Origin of the sequence: Haemophilus paracuniculus, from assembly GCF_002015115.1 — a bacterium.
Classification (GTDB): Bacteria; Pseudomonadota; Gammaproteobacteria; order Enterobacterales; family Pasteurellaceae; genus Haemophilus_E; species Haemophilus_E paracuniculus.
Window position 1 is genome coordinate 43,532 of record NZ_MUYA01000005.1, and the last position, 16,449, is coordinate 59,980.

The 16,449-nt window shown below is 43.2% G+C and carries 18 protein-coding genes; 8 read left to right on the forward strand and 10 right to left on the reverse strand.

The annotated features are described in order from the left end of the window. The first annotated feature begins 157 nt into the window (after window positions 1-157). From nudB to pepB, 7 genes are all read left to right on the forward strand, one after another. Window positions 158-601, forward strand: a complete 444-nt coding sequence (nudB, locus tag B0187_RS04585) for a dihydroneopterin triphosphate diphosphatase (protein ID WP_078236688.1) — start codon at window positions 158-160, stop codon at window positions 599-601. Between the two features lie 51 nt (window positions 602-652). Continuing rightward, window positions 653-1,393, forward strand: a complete 741-nt coding sequence (locus B0187_RS04590; protein WP_078236689.1) for a YebC/PmpR family DNA-binding transcriptional regulator — start codon at window positions 653-655, stop codon at window positions 1,391-1,393. A 17-nt stretch (window positions 1,394-1,410) separates the two neighbouring features. Continuing rightward, a complete protein-coding gene (locus tag B0187_RS04595) occupies window positions 1,411-1,713 on the forward strand; it encodes a hypothetical protein (protein ID WP_078236690.1) in 303 nt (100 codons plus the stop codon). Between the two features lie 37 nt (window positions 1,714-1,750). Beyond that, a complete protein-coding gene (locus B0187_RS10365; RefSeq protein ID WP_078236691.1) occupies window positions 1,751-2,116 on the forward strand; it encodes a hypothetical protein in 366 nt (121 codons plus the stop codon). A gap of 89 nt (window positions 2,117-2,205) precedes the next feature. After that, on the forward strand, window positions 2,206-2,763 hold the full coding sequence (locus tag B0187_RS04605; RefSeq protein ID WP_078236692.1) for an ACP-like domain-containing protein: 558 nt from the start codon (window positions 2,206-2,208) through the stop codon (window positions 2,761-2,763). Between the two features lie 74 nt (window positions 2,764-2,837). After that, on the forward strand, window positions 2,838-3,416 hold the full coding sequence (gene ruvC / locus B0187_RS04610; protein WP_078236693.1) for a crossover junction endodeoxyribonuclease RuvC: 579 nt from the start codon (window positions 2,838-2,840) through the stop codon (window positions 3,414-3,416). 48 nt (window positions 3,417-3,464) lie between these two features. Further along, window positions 3,465-4,742 carry an aminopeptidase PepB gene (pepB, locus tag B0187_RS04615; RefSeq protein WP_078236694.1) on the forward strand — a complete coding sequence of 426 codons (1,278 nt, stop codon included), beginning with the start codon at window positions 3,465-3,467 and terminating at the stop codon, window positions 4,740-4,742. Between the two features lie 149 nt (window positions 4,743-4,891). Here pepB and B0187_RS04620 read toward each other — a convergent pair whose 3' ends face one another. Further along, window positions 4,892-5,227, reverse strand: a complete 336-nt coding sequence (locus tag B0187_RS04620; protein WP_078236695.1) for a helix-turn-helix domain-containing protein — start codon at window positions 5,225-5,227, stop codon at window positions 4,892-4,894. Between the two features lie 121 nt (window positions 5,228-5,348). Here B0187_RS04620 and B0187_RS04625 point away from each other — a divergent pair, with 121 nt between their 5' ends. Continuing rightward, on the forward strand, window positions 5,349-6,104 hold the full coding sequence (locus B0187_RS04625; protein WP_078236696.1) for a YaaW family protein: 756 nt from the start codon (window positions 5,349-5,351) through the stop codon (window positions 6,102-6,104). 53 nt (window positions 6,105-6,157) lie between these two features. Here B0187_RS04625 and B0187_RS04630 read toward each other — a convergent pair whose 3' ends face one another. The 9 genes from B0187_RS04630 to B0187_RS04670 all read right to left on the reverse strand — a co-directional run bounded on the left by B0187_RS04630 (window position 6,158) and on the right by B0187_RS04670 (window position 16,448). Further along, window positions 6,158-7,261 carry a PhoH family protein gene (locus tag B0187_RS04630; protein ID WP_078236697.1) on the reverse strand — a complete coding sequence of 368 codons (1,104 nt, stop codon included), beginning with the start codon at window positions 7,259-7,261 and terminating at the stop codon, window positions 6,158-6,160. Between the two features lie 11 nt (window positions 7,262-7,272). After that, on the reverse strand, window positions 7,273-8,037 hold the full coding sequence (gene tcdA, locus B0187_RS04635; RefSeq protein WP_078236698.1) for a tRNA cyclic N6-threonylcarbamoyladenosine(37) synthase TcdA: 765 nt from the start codon (window positions 8,035-8,037) through the stop codon (window positions 7,273-7,275). Further along, window positions 8,034-8,750 (reverse strand): SLATT domain-containing protein, encoded by a 717-nt coding sequence (locus B0187_RS04640; protein ID WP_078236699.1) that lies wholly within the window; start codon window positions 8,748-8,750, stop codon window positions 8,034-8,036. The genes tcdA and B0187_RS04640 overlap by 4 nt, the downstream gene beginning before the upstream one ends. Further along, a complete protein-coding gene (locus B0187_RS04645) occupies window positions 8,747-10,693 on the reverse strand; it encodes an ABC transporter ATP-binding protein (RefSeq protein ID WP_078236700.1) in 1,947 nt (648 codons plus the stop codon). Before B0187_RS04645 ends, B0187_RS04640 begins: the two co-directional genes overlap by 4 nt. Window positions 10,694-11,332: 639 nt before the next feature. Beyond that, entirely contained in the window at window positions 11,333-11,914 is a 582-nt protein-coding gene (locus tag B0187_RS04650; RefSeq protein ID WP_078236701.1) for a hypothetical protein, read from the reverse strand. A 146-nt stretch (window positions 11,915-12,060) separates the two neighbouring features. Further along, window positions 12,061-12,825, reverse strand: a complete 765-nt coding sequence (locus tag B0187_RS04655; protein ID WP_078236702.1) for a hypothetical protein — start codon at window positions 12,823-12,825, stop codon at window positions 12,061-12,063. A 75-nt stretch (window positions 12,826-12,900) separates the two neighbouring features. Continuing rightward, complete coding sequence (locus B0187_RS04660; RefSeq protein ID WP_078236703.1) at window positions 12,901-13,590, reverse strand: hypothetical protein; 690 nt, start codon at window positions 13,588-13,590, stop codon at window positions 12,901-12,903. Between the two features lie 237 nt (window positions 13,591-13,827). Next, on the reverse strand, window positions 13,828-15,078 hold the full coding sequence (locus B0187_RS04665) for a heme biosynthesis protein HemY (protein WP_078236704.1): 1,251 nt from the start codon (window positions 15,076-15,078) through the stop codon (window positions 13,828-13,830). An 11-nt stretch (window positions 15,079-15,089) separates the two neighbouring features. Next, window positions 15,090-16,448: a uroporphyrinogen-III C-methyltransferase gene (locus B0187_RS04670; RefSeq protein WP_078236705.1), complete on the reverse strand. Its 1,359-nt coding sequence runs from the start codon at window positions 16,446-16,448 to the stop codon at window positions 15,090-15,092. Between the last annotated feature and the right edge of the window lies 1 nt (window position 16,449).

The following is a 16,449-nucleotide window of genomic DNA, read 5'->3' on the forward strand; positions in this document are numbered from 1 at the left end:
GGCGTTTAGAATGTGGCTAAGATAGGCATTTATCGGGCAAATTTCAAGTAAGAATTTGCCGATTGTAGCGATTTAGCTTTGATTGCAAGCGGTGCGATATTGCTGAATTTCGCCAATTAGCGGTAGAATAACTAGAAAATGTTAAGCAAATACAACGATGAATTATAAAAATCCCTATTCCATTTTAACCGTGATCTACGCTGAAAATACAGGGCGAGTGCTGATGTTGCAGCGGCAGGACGATCCCGATTTTTGGCAGTCGGTAACGGGGACGATTGAGCCGAACGAAACGCCGTTTGAAACCGCTGTGCGTGAAGTGAAAGAGGAAACGGGGATCGATATTTCTGCTCAAAATTTATCCTTTTATGATTGCAAACATCGTGTGGAATTTGAGATTTTTCCGCAATTCCGCTATAAATACGCACCGCATATAAGCCATTGCACCGAGCATTGGTTTTTATTGGCGTTACCCGAAGAAGTAACCCCAACCTTAACGGAACATTTAGCCTTTCAATGGTTGCCTAAAAAACAGGCAATTGAATTAACTAAATCCCCGAATAATGCACAAGCGATTGAACTTTATGTAAAAAATAGAGACTAAGCGACCGCTTGTGTGTCATTTTTATCAACTTAAATTATAGGAAAACAGAGAATGGCAGGTCATAGTAAGTGGGCTAACATTAAGCACCGCAAAGCTGCACAAGATGCCCAACGTGGCAAAATTTTTACCAAATTGATCCGTGAATTAGTTACTGCTGCCAAATTAGGCGGTGGCGATGTGAGTGCAAACCCGCGTTTGCGTTCAGCGGTCGATAAAGCCTTATCGAACAATATGACCCGTGATACGATCAACCGTGCGATTGAGCGTGGTGTCGGTGGCGGTGATGATACCAATATGGAAACCAAAATCTACGAAGGTTATGGTCCAGGTGGTACGGCGGTAATGGTGGAATGTTTGAGCGATAACGCCAACCGCACCATTTCGCAAGTGCGTCCAAGTTTCACAAAATGTGGTGGCAACTTAGGCACGGAAGGTTCGGTAGGTTATTTATTCAGCAAAAAAGGCTTAATTTTAATCGCCCAAGCTGATGAAGATAGCTTAACCGAGGCAGCGATTGAAGCAGGTGCAGATGATATTCAGCCACAAGAAGATGGCAGTTTTGAAATCTACACCGCGTGGGAAGATTTAGGCACGGTGCGTGATGGCATTGAAGCGGCAGGATTCAAAATTGAGAATGCCGAAGTTACGATGATTCCATCAACCACCGTAGATTTGGATGCGGAAACCGCACCGAAATTGTTAAAACTGATCGATATGTTAGAAGATTGTGATGATGTACAAAACGTTTATCACAATGGTCAAATCAGCGATGAAGTGGCAGCACTTCTTTAATATGTAAGGAAAACTCAATGAAATTTGTTAAATTACTTTCAGCTCTTTCAGTGGCAGCGGTATTAGCAGGTTGTGCAACGGCTGGCGATACCGCTTCAACTATTGCCAAAGAAGCGACCAACAGTGCCATCTCTGCGGCGAAAGAGAGCGTAACCAACTCAGTAACTTCTGCAATGACCAGCTCTGCGACAAATGGTCAAAGCGTTACCCAAGCGGCTGAAACCTTAGAAAAAGTTTCAAAAGCGAAACAATCAGCGACCAGTGCGGTAAACTCTGCAAAAGAGGCTTACGGCACGATTAAATCGACTTTCGGTCAATAGTTTTTTTACTTAAATTCAACTCACATAAGGAAACTTTATGAAATTAGTAAAACTTCTCTCAGCAGTAGCAGTAGCAGCAACCTTAGCAGCGTGTTCAACCGCATCAGATATGGCTTCAAGCGTTGGTAACGGTATTTCAAACGTTGCTGGCTCAGTAAAAGACGGCGTATCAAGTGCAGCAAGCACCGTAGGTAACGGTGTTTCAAACGTAGCTGGCACAGTAACTGACGGCGTGAAAAGCGGCATTTCAAAAGTAGCGAACCTTGGTTCTGAAACGTCAAACAGCACTTCTTCAAAAGTCGCTGAAACCACACAAAAAGTATCAAACGCAAAAACTTCTGCAACTAACGCAGTAAACTCTGCAAAAGAAGCAGGTAAAGCGATCAAATCAAGCGTTAAATAATTAACGCCAATCAATGTGGTGCAATTTGCACCACATTTTCTATCAAAGCGTGCAATGTTGCACAAATTTACACTCAACGGAGGTAATCAATGAAACTCGTTAAACTTCTTTCAGCTATCGCAGTAGCAACCGCTCTTTCTGCTTGCTCAACCGCATCTGATGTTGCATCAAGTGCAACTAATGCTGTTTCTAACGCAGCAAGCTCTGTGGCGAACGGTGTATCAAATGTAGCAACAGGCGTTGCAGATGGCGTTTCTAACACTGTAACTAAGGTAAAAGATACCGCAGCAGGTAAAGTTGAAACCACCACAACCAAATTAGATACCACCAGCAAAACCGTGGTATATAGCTGCCAACAGAAAAAATCTGTTACCGCCACTTACGCTTTTGAAAACGGTCAAGTAAAAGCGGTAAACCTCAAATTAGGCAAACAAGCGATCAACGGCTTAATGCTTGATGCAAACAGCTCAGATGTGGTGTCATTCGCATCAAAAGGCTACCGTTGGAATGTTGATACTGATTTCTCATTAGAAAATGCAGAAAAAACCACCGCAATTCATCTTGCTAAAATTGGCAAACAATCAGACCAACTTTTAGCAAAACTTTGCGAAGTGAATAAAAGTGCGACCGCACGTTACAATAAGTAATTAAACGCATTATACAAGCGGGTAGATTTCGCAAATTTTCGCTAATCTACCCGCTTGTTTTTTATGGAAAAACAATGGCAATCATTTTAGGCATCGACCCTGGCTCACGGGTTACGGGCTATGGGGTAATCCGCCAAACGGGGCGACAACTAGAATATCTCGGTAGCGGGGCGATTCGCACCTCGGTGGAAGATTTGCCCACTCGTCTCAAACGCATTTACGCAGGCGTGAGCGAAATCATCACTCAATTTCAGCCCGATATGTTTGCGATTGAGCAGGTTTTTATGGCGAAGAATGCCGATTCCGCCCTCAAATTAGGGCAGGCACGCGGTACGGCGATTGTGGCGGCGGTCAATCACGATTTGCCCGTGTTTGAATATGCGGCTCGCCTCGTGAAGCAAACGGTGGTGGGGATTGGCTCGGCGGATAAAATCCAAGTGCAGGATATGGTAACACGCATTTTGCACCTTTCCGCCAAACCCCAAGCCGATGCTGCCGATGCCCTCGCGATTGCGATCACCCACGCCCATTCGATTCAGCACTCGCTTACGGTCGCAAAGCAGAGCCAGCAAAAAGTCAGTAGCGAAAAAGAACAAATTCTAGCTCTAATGAAAACCCGATATAGCCGCGGCAGATTTCGCCTAAAAGGCTAAAATTTGCTAGAATCGTACCGCTTGTAAATCACACAACGGACAATCAAAATGCAAATTACCCTTTCACATCAACCCGCCCCCGCTGCGTGGGGCGAAAAAGCCATTCTTTCGGCAACGGTGGACGGAATGACGATCCACCTTAATCAAACCCCCCTTGTAACCATTCAACAAGCGGCACGCAAAATCAAAAATCAAGGCATTTTAACCGCCACCCTTACGGGCGAGGGGTGGGGCGTGGAACAATGCTGGGCGTTTCAGCAAGGTTTTACCAGCGTTAAAAATCAAGGGGAAATCCACTTCCCCGATCTCGGCGAACAGCAAGGGGAATTTAACGCTCGCCTAGCTTGCACCAACTTCACTCGTGCCTTAATTAACGAGCCGTCCGACACCCTTACCCCCGTTCGGCTGGCGGAAAAATCCGCCGAATTTTTAACGGAAAAAGCGGGCAAACAAGCGGTCAGTTATCAAATAATTTCAGGGGAAGCGTTGCAAAAACAAGGCTATGCAGGCATTTGGACGGTCGGCAAAGGTTCGGCAAATCCGCCAGCCTTACTACAATTCGATTTCAACCCAAGCCAAGACCCGAACGCCCCTATTCTCGCTTGCTTAGTCGGCAAGGGCATTACCTTTGACACGGGCGGATACAGCCTCAAACCAAGCGACTTTATGGAAGCAATGCGAACGGATATGGGCGGTGCGGCGTTAGTAGTCGGGGCGTTAGGCTTGGCAATCGAACGTGGCTTGAAGCAACGGGTCAAACTCTACCTTTGCTGTGCAGAAAATATGGTGAGTAGCACCGCCTTTAAGCTCGGCGACATTATTCACTACCGCAACGGCGTGAGTGCCGAAGTGCTAAACACCGATGCCGAGGGGCGTTTAGTGCTGGCGGATGGTTTAATCGAAGCCTGTGAGCAAAATCCGCAGTTCCTCATCGACTGTGCCACCCTCACGGGGGCGGCGAAAGTGGCGGTGGGGAACGACTACCATTCGGTGCTTTCAATGGACGAGCAACTCGTTGCGGAACTACTCGCCGCCGCCAAAGCGGAAAACGAACCCTTCTGGCGACTGCCGTTTGAGGAATTTCACCGCAATCAAACCGCTTCCAACTTCGCCGACATCGCCAACGTAGGCTCAGTACCCGTCGGTGCAGGGGCAAGCACTGCCACCGCATTCCTTTCCTATTTCGTCAAAGATTACGCCCAAAACTGGCTACACATCGACTGCTCAGCTACTTTCCGCAAAACAGGCAACGACCTCTGGTCAGCAGGGGCAACGGGGCTTGGGGTGAGAACGCTGGCGAAATTGTTGATTGAAAAGGCGGGATAATTCCAAGTAATTTTTACCTGTTTTTGGGACGCGAACATCGCGTCCCTACCGTAGGGATGCCACGCTGGCGTCCTTTTTTCATTTGAATAATACAAAAGGCGATCATTGATCGCCTTTAAATTTTTGAAAATCTCACCGCTTGTAACGGTTTATTTTTTTAGGGTATCGAGGAATTCCACCAATTTTTCTTTCTGAAAATCGGACAATTCATACCAATGCTGATCAAATTTGGAATGGCGTTGCTCAATGGTTTCCGAAAGGCAATCCATAAAAAAATAATTGATCGGCGTATTCATAAAAGTTGCCAATGCCACAAGGTGAGACACGTTGATTTTATTTACCCCTCGTTCATAGCGAGAGAGCTGTTGTTGCGAAATGCCAATATGCTCAGAAAGGCGTTCAGCAGAATAGCCTAGCTCTTTGCGTTTAAGCTGAATACGTTTTCCTATCAATTTATCAATCGGGTCAGCGACAAGTTGAATCATACTCTTTTCTATACTTACTCATTTTTAGCTATTTTTGTCTAGATTTACTCTTGAATGAATTGTTATTGAGAGGTAAAATCAAATTTATTTACTCATCAATAGCTTAAATAAGGAATGCAAAATGGCTTATCGTCCCGATCCTGATTTACATTTTCTCTCACAATGCAGTGATGAAGATCTAAATGATCTCGTTTACTGTTTAACCCACGATAAAGACGGTTCAGCTCGTTTGACCGAGGAACTGACGATGTCTGATGCTTATAAAAGATATTCGCCTGCTCATAGTATGTATTGGCAAGAAATTGCGGCGGAAGTGCAATGTTTTGGGGCAAATACCTTTGCCACGATTTTGCGTGGTGGAAAGGGCGTGCTTTACAAAGAAGTTTTGTGCGATGTCTGCGATAAAATGAAAGTCAATTACAATAAAAATTCCAATGTAGAACGCATTGAAACGGCACTACTCTCGAAAATTCTTGAAGATGCGTTGGAAAAAATGTCGCCTGATGAAATTAGAGAATTGGCAACGAGTTTAGGCTTAAAGAATACTCAGAATATTACGGCACAACTTTTACTTGGTTCATTTACCACTATTTTTAAAATGGGGGGATTTAAATCCTATCAACTCACGTTAATGGTGGTAAATGCTATTGCACAAGTTTTATTTAAACGGGATTTAAGCCTTGCAGGAAATGCAACACTAACCAGAAGCGTTAGTATTCTTACAGGACCTATTGGCTGGGCAATTACGGGAATTTGGACAGCGGTCGATATTGCGGGGGCAGCTTACCGAGTAACTATTCCTGCCGTGATCCAAATCGCTGCACTTCGTCAAAAAGTGCTTTATGCGAATACAGCGGAACAAATTTCATTTGAATAATGCAAAAGGCGATCAAATGATCGTCTTTAAATTTTTGAGAATCCTACCCCTTGTTAAAGATTTTCCGCCTGTTCCAGAATTTTGGTTTGTTCTAAATTTAAGGCTTCCACCGTTTTTTGTTGGATTTTTTCTAGGCTTTTTTCTAGGCGGCGTTGCTCTCGCCGTTGTTCATCTTCCGCTTCCCAACGGTCGTAGGCTTGCACCACTTTGGCGACCACGGGGTGTCGCACAATATCTTGGCTGTCGAAGTAGTTAAAACTCAATTCTTCCACCTCGCTCAACACTTCAATCGCGTGTTTTAGCCCCGATTTTTGGTGGCGAGGCAGATCGACTTGGGTAACGTCCCCCGTGATCACCGCTTTGGAATTAAAGCCAATCCGCGTCAAAAACATCTTCATCTGCTCAATGGTGGTGTTTTGGCTTTCGTCCAGAATGATAAAGGCATCGTTGAGGGTTCGCCCACGCATATAGGCAAGCGGTGCGATTTCAATCACATTTCGTTCCATCAATTTTTGTGCCTTTTCAAAGCCCAGCATTTCAAACAACGCATCGTAAAGGGGACGCAAATATGGCTCGATTTTCTGCCCGAGATCCCCTGGTAAAAAGCCCAGTTTTTCGCCAGCTTCCACCGCAGGGCGAGTGAGCAAAATTCGCCGAATTTCTTGGCGTTCGAGGGATTCCACCGCCGCCGCCACCGCTAAAAAGGTTTTGCCCGTGCCAGCAGGACCGATCCCAAAACTAATATCGTGGCTCAAAATGTTACGAAGATAGCGTTGTTGATGTTCGCCACGGGGCTTGATCACCCCACGTTTGGTCTTGATCGCAATCTCGCCACCACTCGGTTGCCATTGGCTTTGTAGCAACATTCGGCTCTCTTGAATCGCGAGATGAATATCTTCCAAATCCAACTCTTTGATCTTGCCCTTAATCGGGGCGGTTTCGTTATAAAGCTGGCAAATCAGCTTGCCTGCATTTTGGATCAAATGGGCGGAATAGTGATTTTCGTCCGCCGATTGAATGGTAAAACTAAACCCCTGACGGGCAATCACAAGGTTAAAACTTTTCTCAATCAAAGCGAGATGTTCATCAAACGCCCCACAAAGGGATTGCAAACGGGTGTTGTCTTGGGGTTCAAGGGAGATAATTAGTTCGTTCAAAGGGTGGGTCCTTAATTTTGTAATAATTTTTCAATCACTCGGCTGACCGCAAAAAATCCAAATGTGGCAGTGATCATTGTGGCGGCACCGAAGCCGTTGGCACAGTTCATTGTGGCGGAAATTTCGCAGCCTTCGCCCACTTTGGGAAAGATCAGCGGTTGGGTGGAAAAAACGCAATCCACCCCAAATTTGCGTTTCGGGTTTTGGCTGAAATGGTACTCTTTCCGTAGCAAAGAACGCACTTTTGCTGCCAACGGATCTTGAATGGTGCGGCTGAGATCGGCGATCTGAATCTGGCTCGGATCGGTCTGACCGCCTGCCCCGCCTGTGGTGATCAGCTTGATCTTATTTCGCTTGCAATAGGCGATCAACGCCGCTTTCACTCGCACGCTGTCAATCGCATCGATCACATAATCATAGCCCCGTTGCAGATAGTCGGCGAGGTTGTCGGTGGTGAGGAAATCATCAATAATCTGCACCTCACATTCAGGGTTAATCAGGGCAACCCGTTCTTTCATCGCCTCGGTTTTGAGCTTGCCGATCTGCCCCGTGTAGGCGTGAATTTGGCGGTTAATGTTAGTTACGCAAATATCGTCCATATCGATTAGGGTTAATTTGCCGATCCCCGAGCGAGCAAGAGCTTCCACCGCCCACGATCCCACGCCGCCAATCCCAATCACACAAACGTGGGCTTGGCGTAATTTTGCCAAGCCCTCGGGGGGGTAAAGCCGTCCAATCCCCCCAAAACGCTGTTCATAATTATCAATTCTTGTCATTTAATAACTTCACTTTTTATTTGTAAATATGGTGTAAATATAGATGTAAAACCAACCATATCCAATATAAAAAATAATTCTAATATCATCATAAATATAGGTAATATATATGATCTTTTATTCATCATATGTGCTTTCAACCAAAGTAATAATCTAGGGATCCCTGTTATTATATAGTCTCTATGCATATCCAATCTAGCAAAGTCATAATCACAGTTTAGATGATTTTCTGGTGATTTTGCCAATATTTCTGAATATTTATTATGGTATCTTGATAAATCAAAATTATTTTTACCATTATCTAATTGTTCTTTAATAAGCCCCAATTCCCTAATAAATTCTTTAAGCCTGTAACCGCACTCATTTAAATTAGCTTCTCTTAACTCATAATGTGCTGTACCAATTACTATGGAATATACAAGTATAGCAACAGCTAAAAATATAGACATCATATTCATTACTCTAGGATCGAAATATAACTTAATCCCACTATTTTGTATTAAAGGAATGAGTATCAAACCTAGCGATAGAATAATTGTAGTGAAAAATGCAAATTTATTTTGTCCTCTTAACCGAGCAGCCGCATTAAATCTACACTTTGCCGTTGCTCTTGCACTCATCTGTAATTTTTCTATTTCTGTTTTTTCTTTTCTATTTTTGCTTCCTTCAGAAATAAGCCAATACCAAGCTTTCTTTACAAAATTACAACTCATTTATTTACTCCATTCTTGATATTTTCCAACGCTTCCCAACGCTCAAAGGCTTGCTCTAACGCCATTTCCGCTTCGGCGAGTTTTTGCAGTTGGGCTTGGGTGTAATCGGCAGGTTTTGTGAAAAAATCCGCCCCATTTACTTCCGCTTGCAAGGTGTCGATTTCCGCTTCCAGCTGTTCCATTTGAGCGGGCAATGCCTCTAACTCTCGCTGTTCTTTGTAGGAAAGTTTGATTTTTTTGTCGTTTTTCGGCTTAGCAAGCGGTGGGATTTCTTCATTTTTTTGCATATTTTGGGCGGAAACCGACCGCTTGTTAGCGTTTTCCTGCTGGGCTTTCGCCTCAAAATAGTTGGCTTGTTGCTGTTTGGCATCGTGGTAGCCGCCGATATATTTGTTCAGCACGCCCTCGCCCTCGAAAATGTAACATTCCGCCACGGTGTTATCGATAAATTGGCGGTCGTGGCTCACAATCAACAGGGTGCCTTGATAATCCGCCAGCACTTCTTCCAACAGTTCGAGGGTTTCCACGTCCAAGTCGTTGGTGGGTTCGTCCAAAATCAGCAGATTATTCGGTTTGAGCAACAGTTTCGCCAACAACAAGCGGTTGCGTTCGCCCCCCGACAAGGCTTTAACAGGGGTCATCGCTCGTTTTGGTGGAAAGAGGAAATCCTGCAAATAGCCCAAAACGTGGCGTTTTACGCCGTTCACTTCAATATCTTGCTTGCCGTCCGCTACGTTGTCCATTACCGTTTTTTCGGGATCGAGATCGGCTCGATATTGGTCGAAATAGGCAACTTCCAACTTAGTGCCACAACGGATCGATCCCGAAGTTGGCTGTAATTCGCCTAGCAACAATTTGATAAAGGTGGTTTTGCCGCAGCCGTTCGCCCCCACCAACGCGATTTTGTCGCCGCGTAAAATGGTGGTGCTGAAATTTTTGAGCAGGGTTTTGCCACCCACTTCGTAGCTGGCGTTTTCCACTTCAAACACAATTTTGCCTGAGCGAGCGGTCTGATCGAGCTGAATTTTTGCACTGCCTTGCACTTCTCGCCGTTGCTTGCGTTCTTCCCGCAACGCTTTCAAGGCTCGCACACGCCCCTCGTTACGGGTGCGGCGGGCTTTGATTCCCTGCCGAATCCACACTTCCTCTTGGGCGAGTTTTTTATCAAACAGCTCATTTTGCAAGGCCTCAACCCGAAGATCTTCCGCTTTGGTTTCGAGGTAAAGATCGTAATTGCTCGGGTAGGAAACCAATTTGCCCCGATCCAAATCGACAATTCGGGTTGCCATTTTGCGGATAAAAGCACGGTCGTGCGAAATGAAAATGATACTGCCCTTGAAGTCGAGCAACAGATTTTCCAGCCACGCAATCGCATCAACGTCAAGGTGGTTGGTCGGCTCATCGAGCAACAAAATATCAGGGTCGGCAACCAACGCCCTCGCCAACGCCGCACGGCGTAGCCAACCGCCCGAAAGTTCCGACAAATCGCTGTCGGGATTGAGTTCCAACAGGCGTAGCGTATCTTGAATACGGTTCTCAAATTGCCAGCCGTTATTGTGTTCCAGTTGAGCCTGCACCGCCGAAAGTTGCGACATTAGGGTTTCGCTGTAATCGGTCTGCATTTGCTGCGAAATGTGGTGATATTGCTTCAATAAGTCGCTAAGATGCGAGATCCCCTCTGCGACATAATCAAACACCGAGCCTTGAATATGGCGAGGCGGATCTTGCTCTAACCGTGTTACCACAATGTCTTTTTCAAAAATCAGCTTGCCGTCATCGAGTTGCACCTCGCCAGCCAACACTTTCATCAGGGTCGATTTGCCTGCCCCGTTGCGACCGACCAAACAAACTCGCTCGCCTGCTTCAATGTGTAATTCCGTATGATCTAATAAAGGATGATCGCCAAAGCCCAAATAGGCGTTGGATAAATTCAGTAGTGCCATTGGTTAATGAATAATTTAAGCCACGAAAAATGGGGGAATTTTAGCAGATTTGGAAGTGGCTGTGTCCAAAAAGCGGTGGGATTTTAGGAAATTTGTAACATCAAAGATCGCTTGGCGGACATAAAGTCCGCCACTACGAAATATTGTCGTTCTTCAAAAAATCAATCATCATTCGTAGGGGCGAATTTTATATCCGCCCTTTTTATTGCATCAAATTTATTTTCTATTTTGTGAATCAAAAAATTATTGTTGCCCCCCTACCCCGCCTACGGCGGTACTTCCCCCGCAAGCGGGGGCAGATCTTGTGCTGTGGAAATTTGAGATCTTTGTTCGTCAGTGAGAACGATCTGATCTGCCCCCGCTTGCGGGGGAAGTGGCACGCAGTGCCGAAGGGGGTAACAAACGCAACATCGAGAACGGCAAGGGGTGGGATTGAGGGAAATTTTTATCTATAAGGCATAATAGAATGAGGGAAGGTATCACACAGTCAAATTGTCTGAAATTTGATTTGCTCTCTTGTGAAATCTAAAATTTTCAGCGGGCATAAAGCCCGCTGTTGTGAGTTATTTAAAAAAAGATAATTTAGTATCATCACAAATAAGCCTAGTGCTCTAGACTTATTTATGGCTTAGTTCCTAATTACCATGCTAGCTCTATTGGTGGTTTAGAAATACCATAATATACTTCTAATCCACTCTTCGCAGCTTCTCGCATATCCCAAGCAAAACGTTTTAACGCACTAGCTCTTTTATATAAATCACTATAAAGAGCCAGCTTTTTCTTTATATAAGCTTCATAAGTAGCATCATCAGCAGTATACGGTGCATCAGGAACAATAGGGTTTACTAACTTCTCTCGATATTGAATAGCATTATAATATAGACTCATTCCAACATCCTCAAGAGCCCTTAGAAGGGCTGGATTATGACGCCCCTTTTCTGCTTCTGAAGCAACTTTCCCTACATAGTCTAAATATTCTTGATATTTAGCTGTTAAATATGCGCTAGGTTGTTTAAGAAATTTTGTCGGCCCGCGTCTAACTGCAGCCGTATTTTCATAAAAAAACTTCTCTGCTGCCCTAATTTTTTTGACTTTTAAAGACAATTCTTTTTTTAAGGCAGGGGTTTCTAAATCTGGTTCACCAAATGAAATAGACCTAGCTTGCGAAATTGATATGCTGGCCCCTAAAAGGATTAATGCAATTTTCAATAGTTTTTTCATTTTAAATTCCTTATTAGATAGAAATTTATTTTCACTTAACCTTAAATCAGTGATGCTGTTGAATATTTTAGAAAAGCTACCTATTCCACTTAACAAAGGTTAGCTTTCATTCCCATATTTTCCACTTTTAGTAGTAAATTATATGTTTAACCTGTCCGCCTCTTACTTTGAGTTTTATTCACCGCTTTACGCGGTAGCGATTTTTGCTTTGGTTTTGAGGCTGGCTTTGATTTCACCGCCTTTTTATTTTCAGCCTTTTTCACCTTATTTTTTGCCTGCACTTTTTTAGGTGATGTAGATTTCGGTGGGGCTGGTTGCGGTGTTTTTACCTCTGTCTCTGGTTGAGAATACCCTAGTTCTTTACGAGCTTTCTCTATACGCTCTTGCTCTTCCGCTTCTTTCTGTTTCCGCCAATCCCTAACTTCCATTAAATACTTATTCGGCTTCATTTCTATGACAGGTTTCTCTTTTTTCTGCTTATTATTGAGAATAAAAAGATAAACGGGATCTAAACTATATTCTGTTCTTCCATCTTCTGTTTGTGTTATTCCCTCTTGAAAAATTTTCTCTAATTCCGCAATATCCTTAGCGGATAAATCATTCCTTTTCTTCATATCTATTGCGATTCTTTTATAAAAACGTTCCTCTGGTGGTAGCGAATTATTTCGATGTTTCTCAAAAAAGAAATATGCTGGCGTAAAAAACACAAGAGCAATAAATAATAAAGAAAAGAAACTTTCAGCGTTTGTAATATCATTTAATTGTTTACGATCCTTAAAAAGTAAATAATAGAGAAAAAGTCCAGCAATAGCGAAACTAACGCTTATAAACATTGGAATGCTAAGATAATCATAAATGCTATTACTATTTAATGTATAGGAAACAAATTTATGCAGTGATTCTGAAACCATAATTACCCTTTCTAAATTATCAGTTTGAAGATAAAAACATCCTCATTCTATAAGTGAATATAAAACTTTATTCTATTAGTTGCTATTCTCAACTACTTCTTCTTTTTCTGATTTGTCATCTTTGCTCTTTTTTTGATATTTAAATGAGTCTAACGCTTTTAACTCAGCCATATAATCTCTAATTCCCATATAATGTTTTATATATTGATAAAAAGCAACAAACATAAATAAAACAAAACCAATAGATAAATAAATCTGATTCAATGAATCTTCATTTTTTAATGGTTCAATTTCTTGTTCAAATGAAAGTGATAAAAAAATAAAAAAGGTACAAAACGCAGCAAAACACCAAACAAATCGGTAAATTAAAGTCTCTGATTTATCTGCAAAAACCTCTAAAAAAATTAAAATCAATAAAGCGATATACATACCGACAAAAAAGATAATAACTTTAATATTTCCACTAATAAATTCATATAAATTTTGCAGAGTATTAACGAATGAAATATAGTCCCCAAAAAGATAAAAGAGTAGCATCAGCATAAAAAAACCGACAAACACTTGATAAATCAATTTAAGCCCTAATTCCACACGAAGATATCTATTGCGATAAAAGATAAACTGATCGCAAATATTTTCCTTCTTCTCTGATGAATTTTTATCCTTATCCGTTGTTTCAGTAGAAACATTTTGGTTCTCTGTGGTATTATTTGGGGCAACTTGATTGCTATTGTTAATATTTGATTCTGGTGAATTTGTGTTCATTATTATCCTCACTTCGATTTAAAAATTTTTTTCTTAGCAGGGTTGTTTCCTTCTCTCTGTCAAGAGAGAAGGAAAATCTGTACACTAGTGTACAGAGATCGTCTAAAATTTAGACAATACAAAAATCCCCACTCAACAGGGACGTTGGGTGGGGATTTTTCTTAATTCGTAGAATAAAAGGTAAAAAAATTCCCTCTATCTTAGGCGGCTTCGCCTTAATAGAGGGAAATTTTTAAATTAGGCTTTTGGTTGTTCGAGTAATAAAGGTTGTTCCGTCGGTTCTTTATTTTCTAGATTCACCTGTTTGAGGTTGATTTCACGAACGCGGTTGGCGAGTTCGTTGTCGCCTGTTTGTTCGGCAACGTGAAGTGCCATAATGCGATCGTTATCCACACATTCTTGGTGGTCAAGCAACTGCACAAAATAGGTTTTCGCCTTATCAAATAAGCCCTCGCGGGTGTAGATATAACCTAAGGCACGGGCATAATCATCGGTGTAATTTTCCGCGGCTTTACCTGCACGTTTTGCTAACACTTTCAGTAATTTGGCATTTTCTGGCACTTGCAAGCGGGTTAATTGGGCGAATAATCCGTCTAGTTGCTCGTCTTCATATTTTTTCAAGGTTTCGAGGGCGAGACTTTGGGCGGATTCGTGATCGTCCACATCAATCAAACGTTTGATCAAGCCAACACGCACATACACGGATTTACGGCGGCGACTTGGTTGATTTTCCCACCAGTTGAGCAAGCCCTCTTGCCCTTCGCTATTCATTTTTTCATCGAGTAAGCCGTCATCGACAAATTGTTCGAGCTGTTGATATTCTTCGGCAGAAAGGAAACTGCGTTGTCCGATCTCTTCCAAGATATTATCTAACGCATTGTAGGCTTTCGATTGTTGATAAATTTGAATCGCTAAACGCAACACTTCGGCATTTTTCGGGGCGAGTTCGAGTAGGCTATCCACCGCCGTGCGAGCCGCTGGCAATTTGCCCTGCTGCATTAAAATGCGGGTGCGAGCCAATTCCACAATCACGCTGTTATCACCTGCGATTTTGCTTGCTTCGATCAGATATTTATTCGCCCCTAATTCATCGCCTTTTTGTTGAGCAGCTTCGGCGGCTTTGATTAAGTTAAGCACAGGTTCATCGGCGTGTTTGGCGTTTTTGCTGAACAATTTTTCCGCTTTGGAATAATCGCCCTCGCTCATTCGCATCATACCTTCAATGGTTTGCTGTTGGGCTTTTTTGTGTTTGCGGTTGGCGAACCAGTTGTAAGAGCCACGGCTTAGGCGTAAGAAACGGGTAATGAGCCACTCAATGCCGTAAACCACCGCCATTGCCACCGCAAAAAATACCACCAGCATTACTAAGCTCATTTCGATGATTTTTGAGCCAGCTTCAATGCGAACGTAGCCTTGATTGCCCGCCAGATAAGGGGCGGAAATAAGTGCGGCAAGCACTAATAACATTAAAAAGAGAATACGAAACATAGTTTTTCCCCTTATTGAGCTGGTTTATCCGCTTGCGGTTCAGCAGGTTGAGGCTCTGCCACAGGGGCAAGCTCTTTTTCTGCTTGAATTTCCATTTTTTCAACGGGCTTTGAGGTTTTGCTCAACTGTTTATCGAGCAAGTTCAAACTCTCTAATTTGGTTGGGGCATCAATATAAATCGATTGATCCACCAATTCATCAAGCTCTTTTAAGAAGTTTTTCACATTTTCGTTTTGGGTATCGAAATAGCTTCTGATCCAAGTGCTAACCGCTTCAAGGGAGCGTTTGTAAAGTTCATTTTGCTGACGAGGAATCGCCAAAATCGCAATTTGCAAACGCAAGCGGATATTTTCACGCAAATAAATTTCTTGGTTTGGGGCAACAAAGGCTTTTTCGTCTTTGGCGTTGCGGTCGCTCACACGGATAAAGTGATCGAGGAACGAACTGGCACTTTTTTCCAAATTCTTTTCCCAATCTTGGATCGAATCGCTCACTTCGCCTGTCGCTTTATTTTGATCGGCACTTTCGTTTTCGATCATCGGCAAATCATCTAATTTGTTCGCCAACGCCGTCAAACGTAGCATTAAGCCGTTTTGATCCACTTGGTTCACGTTAGATAAATTATTGAGATCCGCTTTGATCGCCTCACGCAACGCCATTCCCTCTGGGGTGGTAACTTGGTTCAGCACGCCGTTTGCCTCTAATAATAGGCTTTTGGCGGTGTCGAGATCGTTATCCAACACTAATTTACGCAGGGCGTTGTTCAGCAGGAAATTGGCATCGGCAAGTTTCCACGCACTAGAATCCGTTTGGGTATTGCCGAGTTTTTGGATTTGAAGTTGTAAGTTGTTGATTTGATTGGTGTAATTGCTTTGTTCGCTTTCAAGTTGAGCAATGCGATCAAGGGCTTTTTGATAAGAAGTTGCCAATTCGTTGATTTGGGCTTTTTCCGCCTCAAAGGTTGGCATTTCCACCGCGGTTTGTGAACCAGCCGAACTTAAATTCGCCGACAACTTCGCCACTTGCTGTTGAACCTGTTGCTGAACTTGCTGATCGATGCCTGCAAATTTTTGCATACCGAAATAATAGCCTGCACCGCCAACGCCAAGTGCCACCAATAAAGCAAGCAAGCCAATCGCTTTGCCACCACCTGATTTTTGCACCACCACCGTTTCGGTAGCAGGGATTTCCGTGTTTTTGTCTAGATCCACTGGGTTTTCCTTTTCTTTATGAGGTTGAGAAGCGGTCTGTTTAGCGGAAATTTCGTCCGATCCTACCGCTTGTTCCGTTTCAGAAGTAAGGTTTTCCACCTTATCTTCCACTTTTTCGATGTTTTCGACGTTTTCAATCACTTGTTTACGTTTTGACATA